General features: G+C 69.4%; 11 protein-coding genes. 6 read left to right on the top strand and 5 right to left on the bottom strand.

Annotation, left to right across the window (positions count from 1 at the left end):
* Positions 1-121: 121 nt before the first annotated feature.
* Positions 122-1,042, top strand: coding sequence for a pyridoxal 5'-phosphate synthase lyase subunit PdxS (gene pdxS, locus ON27_RS17035; protein ID WP_043694364.1), 921 nt, complete (start codon positions 122-124; stop codon positions 1,040-1,042).
* 135 nt (positions 1,043-1,177) lie between these two features.
* On the opposite strand, the gene ON27_RS42915 is transcribed toward pdxS, so the two are convergent.
* Positions 1,178-1,369 carry a hypothetical protein gene (locus tag ON27_RS42915; RefSeq protein WP_157227218.1) on the bottom strand — a complete coding sequence of 64 codons (192 nt, stop codon included), beginning with the start codon at positions 1,367-1,369 and terminating at the stop codon, positions 1,178-1,180.
* Positions 1,370-1,499: 130 nt separating this feature from the next.
* Here ON27_RS42915 and ON27_RS17030 point away from each other — a divergent pair, with 130 nt between their 5' ends.
* Positions 1,500-1,994, top strand: coding sequence for a WKL family lipoprotein (locus tag ON27_RS17030; RefSeq protein ID WP_043727729.1), 495 nt, complete (start codon positions 1,500-1,502; stop codon positions 1,992-1,994).
* Positions 1,995-2,190: 196 nt separating this feature from the next.
* Here the strand turns inward: ON27_RS17030 and ON27_RS17025 are convergent, their stop codons facing one another.
* The gene (locus ON27_RS17025) at positions 2,191-2,817 is read right to left on the bottom strand and encodes a nucleoside/nucleotide kinase family protein (RefSeq protein WP_043727726.1); all 627 of its coding nucleotides are present in this window, start codon (positions 2,815-2,817) and stop codon (positions 2,191-2,193) included.
* A 112-nt stretch (positions 2,818-2,929) separates the two neighbouring features.
* Here ON27_RS17025 and ON27_RS17020 point away from each other — a divergent pair, with 112 nt between their 5' ends.
* From ON27_RS17020 to ON27_RS17010, 3 genes are all read left to right on the top strand, one after another.
* Entirely contained in the window at positions 2,930-3,751 is an 822-nt protein-coding gene (locus ON27_RS17020) for an acyl-CoA thioesterase (protein WP_043727723.1), read from the top strand.
* A 66-nt stretch (positions 3,752-3,817) separates the two neighbouring features.
* The gene (pdxT, locus tag ON27_RS17015; RefSeq protein ID WP_051046694.1) at positions 3,818-4,468 is read left to right on the top strand and encodes a pyridoxal 5'-phosphate synthase glutaminase subunit PdxT; all 651 of its coding nucleotides are present in this window, start codon (positions 3,818-3,820) and stop codon (positions 4,466-4,468) included.
* 174 nt (positions 4,469-4,642) lie between these two features.
* The gene (locus ON27_RS17010) at positions 4,643-5,395 is read left to right on the top strand and encodes a YebC/PmpR family DNA-binding transcriptional regulator (RefSeq protein WP_043727721.1); all 753 of its coding nucleotides are present in this window, start codon (positions 4,643-4,645) and stop codon (positions 5,393-5,395) included.
* On the opposite strand, the gene ON27_RS17005 is transcribed toward ON27_RS17010, so the two are convergent.
* The 3 genes from ON27_RS17005 to ON27_RS16995 all read right to left on the bottom strand — a co-directional run bounded on the left by ON27_RS17005 (position 5,392) and on the right by ON27_RS16995 (position 6,641).
* Entirely contained in the window at positions 5,392-5,895 is a 504-nt protein-coding gene (locus tag ON27_RS17005; protein WP_043727718.1) for an SRPBCC family protein, read from the bottom strand. The two genes, ON27_RS17010 and ON27_RS17005, sit on opposite strands and share 4 nt — an antisense overlap.
* Before the next feature lie 67 nt (positions 5,896-5,962).
* The gene (locus ON27_RS17000) at positions 5,963-6,322 is read right to left on the bottom strand and encodes a metalloregulator ArsR/SmtB family transcription factor (protein ID WP_043727716.1); all 360 of its coding nucleotides are present in this window, start codon (positions 6,320-6,322) and stop codon (positions 5,963-5,965) included.
* A gap of 112 nt (positions 6,323-6,434) precedes the next feature.
* Entirely contained in the window at positions 6,435-6,641 is a 207-nt protein-coding gene (locus ON27_RS16995) for a DUF5988 family protein (protein ID WP_043727712.1), read from the bottom strand.
* A gap of 404 nt (positions 6,642-7,045) precedes the next feature.
* Between ON27_RS16995 and ON27_RS16990 the strand changes: the two genes are divergently transcribed.
* Positions 7,046-7,570: an O-acetyl-ADP-ribose deacetylase gene (locus ON27_RS16990; protein WP_086007497.1), complete on the top strand. Its 525-nt coding sequence runs from the start codon at positions 7,046-7,048 to the stop codon at positions 7,568-7,570.
* Positions 7,571-7,693: the final 123 nt, after the last annotated feature.

The raw sequence follows: 7,693 nt of genomic DNA, 5'->3' as shown, positions 1-7,693 counted from the left end.
CCCGGCCCAGGGCGCCATAACCGAGATCACACCAGGCCAGTGCCCTCCAACTGGCTATCAAGTGGCCTTTTGCCGCCGCTTAGAATCGTGGCGTTCGCATCCGAGCGACCGATTGGCGCACATGCTGGAGGAATTTGCCGTGACCACCCCCGAGACCACCCAGACCGTCGGCACCGCCCGCGTGAAGCGCGGCATGGCCGAGATGCTCAAGGGCGGGGTGATCATGGATGTCGTCACGCCGGAGCAGGCCAAGATCGCCGAGGACGCCGGCGCGGTGGCGGTGATGGCGCTGGAGCGCGTGCCCGCGGACATCCGCGCCCAGGGTGGCGTGTCCCGGATGAGCGACCCGGACATGATCGACGGCATCATCTCCGCGGTCTCGATTCCGGTCATGGCGAAGGCCCGGATCGGCCACTTCGTGGAGGCACAGATCCTGCAGAGCCTCGGCGTCGACTACATCGACGAGTCCGAGGTGCTCACCCCGGCCGACTACGCCAATCACATCGACAAGTGGAACTTCACCGTGCCGTTCGTCTGCGGCGCCACCAACCTGGGCGAAGCGCTGCGCCGGATCACCGAAGGCGCGGCCATGATCCGCTCCAAGGGCGAGGCGGGCACCGGCGACGTGTCCAACGCGACGACGCACATGCGCAAGATCCGCCAGGAGATCCGCCGGCTGGCGTCGCTGCCCGAGGACGAGCTGTTCGTCGCGGCCAAGGAGTTGCAGGCGCCCTACGAGCTGGTTCGCGAAATCGCGGAGACCGGCAAGCTGCCGGTGGTGCTGTTCACCGCGGGCGGCATCGCCACCCCCGCCGACGCGGCGATGATGATGCAGCTGGGGGCCGAGGGCGTGTTCGTGGGGTCGGGCATCTTCAAGTCCGGCAACCCGGCCCAGCGCGCCGCCGCCATCGTCAAGGCCACCACCTTCTACGACGACCCGGACGTGCTGGCCAAGGTGTCGCGCGGTCTGGGCGAGGCCATGGTCGGCATCAACGTCGAGGAGATCGCCCAGCCGCACCGCCTGGCCGAGCGTGGTTGGTGAGCGCGGGCCGGTAGCGTCCCGTCGCGCAGAGGCGCGGCGGCTGCGGTACTTCGTGGTCTCGGCGGAGGAGTTGTACTTCCGCCGGGCCGCGGGCCCTCGATCACGACGCCGAGACTCCGCCGGCAGATCGAGGCGCTAGGGGGTGAACCGGGCGACCCGCCGCTGGTCCGGGAGCCGCGCGTGGAATCGACGGCCGGGGGCGCGGCGCTGCCACGCTCCGGCGAGAACGTACCGCATGCGCGAGATCCACCCGCCGTTGATCGCGGCCGTCATGGACGGCCCGCGGGCGGGATGGACCGTTCCGGCCGGTTCCGGTGCTAGGTTCAACTCTTACAGCGGCCAGAAGGCCGTCTCATGGTTTTCACAATCACGTTCAGTAGCTTCGCCATTCGATGGCCGCCCCGGCCATTGTGCGCCCTCTCACCGTCGGAACGATCCGAGCGCAAAGGACGAACAGTTGAAGCTTCGCAGAACCGGACGCCTCGCAGCCGCCGGCCTGGCCATGGTGGCCGCCCTGAGCCTCGCCGCCTGCGGCGGCGACGACACGAGCGACTCGACCCGATCGACTCGCACCACGACCGGCGCCGCGGCGTCCGCGACGATCCCCGCCGCGCCCACCGTCGAGGAGCTCAACGCCTTGTTGCAGCGGGCACTCGACCCCACGGTGCCGAACGAGCAGAAGCTCGACCTCGTCCAGGGCATCGAAGCCGACCCCGGCTTGCCCAACCGCTTGGCCGAAGCTTTCCGGCAGGCGAACGCCACGGCAGTGGTCACGGGAGTGACCACCTTCGGCGACAGCGTCACCGCGCAGGCCAAGTTCACCATCAACGGGCAGGAGAACCAGGTCGACGTCCCGTTCGTCCTGGACGGCGGCAAGTGGAAGGTCCAGAAGACCTGGGCCTGCCAGGCGTTGACCAACCTGAACCAGCAGTCCCCGGCCTGCGCTGCCTGAGCGCCGCAGCCGGGCGATGAAGCGCGGCTGCGCCGAGCCCGCATCGCCCGGCTGCCAGGCCGGATCGGTCCACCCGGACCTGTCGTCATCGGGGCTACCCTATGCCGATACTCAGCTATGCGCATTCATAGATGAATTCCACATAGTCGCGTGGAAGTCGTCGGCTATCGCCGAGAACCAGCATGGAGGAAAGGAACTATTTCTTTCGGTCCGCGTCGACTCGAATCGCCGGGCGGTCCGCGTGATCCCAGCGCACGAAGAATGTTGGCGTGTAAGGGTTCTCGGCGTCGTGCCGGAGTAAGGCGGGAATGGTCCACTGCGCGTCGGGTGGGGTGTTGCGGCGCAGCGCGGCCTCGGACAAGTCCAGGCGGACGCTCAGATCGGCGTCCAAGCGGCGGCCCGCGAGCATCGGGCCCGCGACGACGATCGTGGTAGCGGGCGGCGCCGCGCGGATCGCGGCGCGGGCGGAGCGGTCGGCGGCTTCGTCCCAGAGCGCGGGCAGCCACCGGTCCTGCCGCCGGAGCGCGTCGACGACTTCGCGGCGCAGCGCGGCGTAGTCGAACCACGCGGTGCGATAGGACATCTCGTCGGTGCGGCCGAACTCCATGCGCAGGGACGCGGGGCGCACGTAGTCGTGCAGAGAGACCACCTCGGCCGACCGCCCCGCCGCGCGTAGCGCCTCGGCGATCCGGTGGGCGAGCGCTACCGGCTCGGCTGCGTCGGCGCCGTCGACGGCGATCACCGTGTGCGAGCGCGCGGTCAGGACGGGATGGATCACTTGCTCGACGAGACCGTCGCGGGTGATCGGCGAAAAGCGTGGCACCTGTTCATCTCAGCAAATCGCGCCCGCGGGCCGGCGGGGGAGCAGGGGTGTTGCCGAGGGTTCACCGGCGGCCGAGCGGCGCCGCAGTGGGCGGCCGGGATAATCTCAGCGCATGGCGACAATCGAAGAGGCGCTGGAGATAGAGCGACTAGAGCGGGACATCTTTCGTGGCGCGTCCACCAAGACCCAGCTCCCGCGCACGTTCGGCGGCCAGGTTGCCGGCCAGGCGCTCGTGTCCGCGGTGCGGACGGTGGAACCGCGATTCCAGGTGCATTCCCTGCACGGGTACTTCCTGCGTCCGGGCAATCCGCAGGAACCGACGGTCTATCAGGTCGAGCGCATCCGGGACGGCCGCTCGTTCTGCACCCGGCGGGTGACCGGCATCCAGGACGGGGCCGCGATCTTCACCATGTCGGCCTCCTTCCACGTCGGTGACCAGGGGCCGGAGCACCAGGACGTCATGCCGGGCGTTCCCCTGCCGGAAGATCTCCCCGACGCGAGCACCACGATGAGTCCGGAACGGCTGTGGGCGATGCGCGAATGGGAACACTGGGACATCCGCATGGTTCCGCAGGAGAACGTCTCCCGGCGCGACGGCGTGGTCTCCCAGCAGCAGGTGTGGTTCCGCTACCGGCACCTGCTGCCCGACGACCCGCTGGTGCACGTGTGCACTCTCGCCTACATGAGCGATATGACGCTGCTGGGTTCTTCCAAGGTCGTCCACCCCGACGAGCCGACCCAGAACGCCTCGCTCGATCACGCGATGTGGTTCCTGCGTCCGTTCCGCGCCGACGAATGGCTGCTCTACGACCAGTCCTCGCCGTCGGCCGGTTTCGGCCGCGGCCTGACCGGCGGCAAGATCTTCACTCGCGAGGGCACGCTGGTGGCGGCCGTGGTCCAGGAAGGTCTGATCCGCACGTTGCGGGAGGACTGACCGCGAAGTGCGCCGGAGGGCGACCGTGAGCGGGCCCACAACGGCAGGGCTCGTAAGCTTTCCGAGGTGAACGCTACCTCGGTCGCCGCACCCGCCGCCGACGCCGGACCGGCACGGTCCCGTCCCACCATCGGCGTGCTCGCGTTGCAGGGCGACGTCCGGGAGCACGTCGCCGCGCTGGCGCGCTGTGGCGCCGAGCCGGTGCTGGTCCGGCGCTCCTCGGAACTCGCCGCGGTGGACGCGCTGGTGCTGCCCGGGGGCGAGTCGACCGCGATCAGCAAGCTGCTGACGGTGTTCGAGCTGCTGGAGCCGGTACGCGCCCGGCTGCGCGAGGGCATGCCCGCGTTCGGCTCCTGCGCGGGCATGATCCTGCTCGCCTCCGAGGTGCTCGACACCCGCCCGGACGCGGAGCACCTGTCCGGGATCGATATGACGGTGCGGCGCAACGCGTTCGGCCGCCAAGTCGACTCGTTCGAAACCGATCTGCCGTTCGCCGGGCTCACCGACGGCCCCGTGCGCGCGGTGTTCATCCGGGCGCCGTGGGTCGAGCGGGCAGGCGAGGGCGTCGAGGTGCTGGCCACCGTGCCGGACGGTCCGGCCGCCGGGCGGATCGTCGCCGTGCGGCAGGGCAACGTCCTGGCCACGTCGTTCCATCCGGAGGTGACCGGCGATCTGCGGGTGCACCGGATGTTCGTGGAGATGGTCCGGTCGGCTTGACGGGCGGAGCCGGTGCGACTCGCGCCCGGCCCGCCGAAGCGGAGTCGGCCGCGTAGCCGGGGCCGCTTTGCACGGCCGTCGTGGCCGCCCGAGTAGGCTGGGGAAGTTGTCCGCCCGGCCGTGCCGGTACCGTACACACGACCAGACGTGCCATCGACCTGAAGGAAGTAGGGAATGAGCGGCCACTCCAAATGGGCCACCACCAAGCACAAGAAGGCGGCGATCGACGCGAAGCGCGGCAAGCTGTTCGCGAAGTTGATCAAGAACATCGAGGTGGCGGCCCGGACCGGTGGCGGTGACCCGGATGGCAACCCGACGCTGTACGACGCCATCCAGAAGGCGAAGAAGTCGTCGGTCCCCAACGACAACATCGAGCGGGCGCGCAAGCGCGGCGGCGGTGAAGAGGCGGGCGGCGCCGACTGGCAGACGATCATGTACGAGGGCTACGGGCCCAACGGCGTGGCCGTGCTGATCGAGTGCCTCACCGACAACCGCAATCGGGCCGCGGGCGAGGTCCGGGTCGCGATGACGCGCAACGGCGGCAACATGGCCGACCCGGGCTCGGTGGCCTACCTGTTCCACCGCAAGGGCGTCGTCACGCTGGAGAAGAACGGCCTGTCCGAGGACGACGTGCTGCTCGCGGTGCTCGACGCGGGCGCCGAGGAGGTCAACGACCTCGGTGAGTCGTTCGAGATCATCAGCGAGCCCGGCGATCTGATCGCGGTGCGCACCGCGCTGCAGACCGCCGGCATCGACTACGACTCCGCCGAGTCCGGCTTCCAGCCCTCGGTGTCGGTCGCGGTGGACGCCGACGGCGCCCGCAAAGTGATCAAACTCGTCGACGCGCTCGAGGACAGCGACGACGTGCAGAACGTCTACACCAACGTCGACATCCCGGACGAGGTGCTCGCCCAGCTCGACGACTAGTCGATCAACCCCGCGTAGTACTCCTGCATGGCGGGATAGTAGAGCGCGAAATCGGGGCGGTCGGCCTGCGCGCGGGCCGCCCCGAGCATGTCCAGGTAGTACTCCCAACCCGGGCCGATGTGGGGAATCTGGGCGATCTCGGTCTCGGTGCGCAGATGGTGGGTGAAGCGCAGTTCGGTGCTTCCCGCCGTCTCGCGCAGCGCCAGGTCCAGCCGCCAGGAGCCGTGGTCGTCGACGGCCGAGACGGCGAGACGGCGCGGTGGCTCGCAGGCGTCGATGCGCATCTCCATCCACGGCTGCTCGTCCTCGAAAACCATTTGCACCTTGATAGTTCGTCCCGGTCCCGCTTCGCCCTCCCACGGTCCGAACCAGCGTGCGGTGCGGTCGGGTTCGGTGACGCTCGCCCAGACGTCGTCGATCGGGGCGCGGTAGGTGCGGATCAACACCAGATCCTTGCCCGCCTCGGCGGGGAACAGTTGTCCGGTGGGTCGCTTGGTCATGCGGTGTCCTTTCTGGCATGTGCGGAGCCCTGCGTGATCGCGCTGCGCTGTCGCCTTGGGCGGCCGCTCATGCGGTGTCCTCGCGGGGGGCGTCCTGGCCGCCGGACCGACGCTCGCGTCTGGTCCGGTAGACCTCGGTTTCGAGTGCGTCGAGGTGGTGTGCCCAGGAGGCCGGCTGCTGGATTCGCGCGAGCCATTCGGTGAGCGCCGACAGCGGGCCGGTGTCGAGCACGTAGAAGCGCTCCCTGCCCACGAGTTCGTCGCGTACCAGTCCGCTTTCCCGCAGCACCCGCAGATGCCTGCTGACGGCGGGGCGGCTTATCGCGAAATGCCCGGCGATCTCCCCGGCGGTGCGCCGGGCGCCGACGAGCAATTCGATGATCTCCCGGCGCACCGGATCGGCGATCGCGCCGGCTACCTCGTCCACGACAAAAGCGTAACCGATTGGTTACGCTTTTGTCCATGGGGCTCCGCGCCGAATTCGGTCGGATCTTCGCGGCCGGTCGGCGCGTCACCGCCGCCGGGGAGGGAGGAAGGGCCTACTCCGCGATCTTCGTGCGATCGCACCACTCGTACACGCGCAGTCGCCCTTCGGCGGTGTCCTGTTCCCGTTGGGTGACCTTGAAATGCTCGTATCCGCCTCGGAACGGCACCTTCAACTCCACCCCGGGCGGGGTGATCGGGACGATACGGGTGGGCAGGTCTTGCGGCCCGCCTTCGAGGACAGCTTTCGCACCAATGCTCATCCTCGGATGGTAGAAGCGTCGATGGCCTGATCGTGGGAGATTTCAGGGCACGGTGAGTACTAATTTGCCGACGGTTCGCCCGGTGTCCCCTAGGGCATGCGCTTTCGCCTGCCTCCGACAGCGTGAACGTCCCTGCGAGCGTCGCGAACGCGGTGGCCCGGCGCTGCGTCGTCCCGCCTTGGCGCGATGGCGGCCGAGCCCAGTACGTCGAGTAGTCGGTGCCGTCCGCCGCCTCGGCCGACCGCCGCGGCCCCGGCAATGGGCGCTGGAGCACCTGCACGGTCCGCCGACCGTCGCCGAATTGGCGATCCGAGCCAGGTGAGCAAGCGAACCTTCGCTCGCCGCTTCCGCGACAAGGTCGGCGGACGGGGCCCGCGCACCGTGGCGGGGGCAGAATGCGAAGCATGGTCGAACTGGTGCTGGTGCGCGGTGACATCACCGAGCAGGAGGTCGACGCGGTGGTGAACGCGGCGAACTCCGCGCTGCTCGGCGGCGGAGGAGTCGACGGCGCGATCCATCGGCGCGGCGGTCCGGAGATCCTGGCGGAGTGCCGCCGGTTGCGCGCGTCGCACTACGGCAAGGGTCTGCCGACCGGTGCTGCCGTGGCTACCACGGCGGGTCGCCTGCCCGCGCGGTGGGTGATCCACACCGTCGGGCCCATGTGGTCGGACGGCGAGGACCGTTCCGCACTGCTGGCCTCGTGCTACCGGGAATCCCTGCGCGTGGCGGAGGAATTGGGGGCGCGAACGGTCGCGTTCCCGGCGATCTCCACCGGGATCTTCGGCTGGCCGATGGACGACGGCGCGCGGATCGCCGTCGAAACGCTCCGCTCGACCGAGACCGCGGTGGTGGAAGTCCGGTTCGTGCTCTTCGACGAGCGCGCTCACACCGCGTTCGAGCGACAGATCACCGGAAACGCCGAAGCCTAGTGCCGCCGTGCTTCTCCCGCCGATCGTCGTCGGTACCGACGCGTGTGCTCGCGACGGCCGGGGACCGACGACCATCCGCTGTGCGCGCCGCGCTGCTCTCGCTGGAGGCCGCCGCCAAGGCGA

The organism is Nocardia asiatica NBRC 100129 (assembly GCF_000308415.1).
GTDB classification, from domain to species: Bacteria; Actinomycetota; Actinomycetes; order Mycobacteriales; family Mycobacteriaceae; genus Nocardia; species Nocardia asiatica.
Note: the sequence above shows the minus strand (reverse complement) of the source record. Positions and strands in the feature narration are given on the sequence as shown.

Coding starts and splice junctions, on each gene's coding strand:
- pdxS (WP_043694364.1), top strand. CDS start 122: ATGCTGGAGGAATTTGCCGTGACCACCCCCGAGACCACCCAGACCGTC.
- ON27_RS17020 (WP_043727723.1), top strand. CDS start 2,930: ATGGCGACAATCGAAGAGGCGCTGGAGATAGAGCGACTAGAGCGGGAC.
- ON27_RS17010 (WP_043727721.1), top strand. CDS start 4,643: ATGAGCGGCCACTCCAAATGGGCCACCACCAAGCACAAGAAGGCGGCG.
- ON27_RS17005 (WP_043727718.1), bottom strand. CDS start 5,895: ATGACCAAGCGACCCACCGGACAACTGTTCCCCGCCGAGGCGGGCAAG.
- ON27_RS16995 (WP_043727712.1), bottom strand. CDS start 6,641: ATGAGCATTGGTGCGAAAGCTGTCCTCGAAGGCGGGCCGCAAGACCTG.
- ON27_RS16990 (WP_086007497.1), top strand. CDS start 7,046: ATGGTCGAACTGGTGCTGGTGCGCGGTGACATCACCGAGCAGGAGGTC.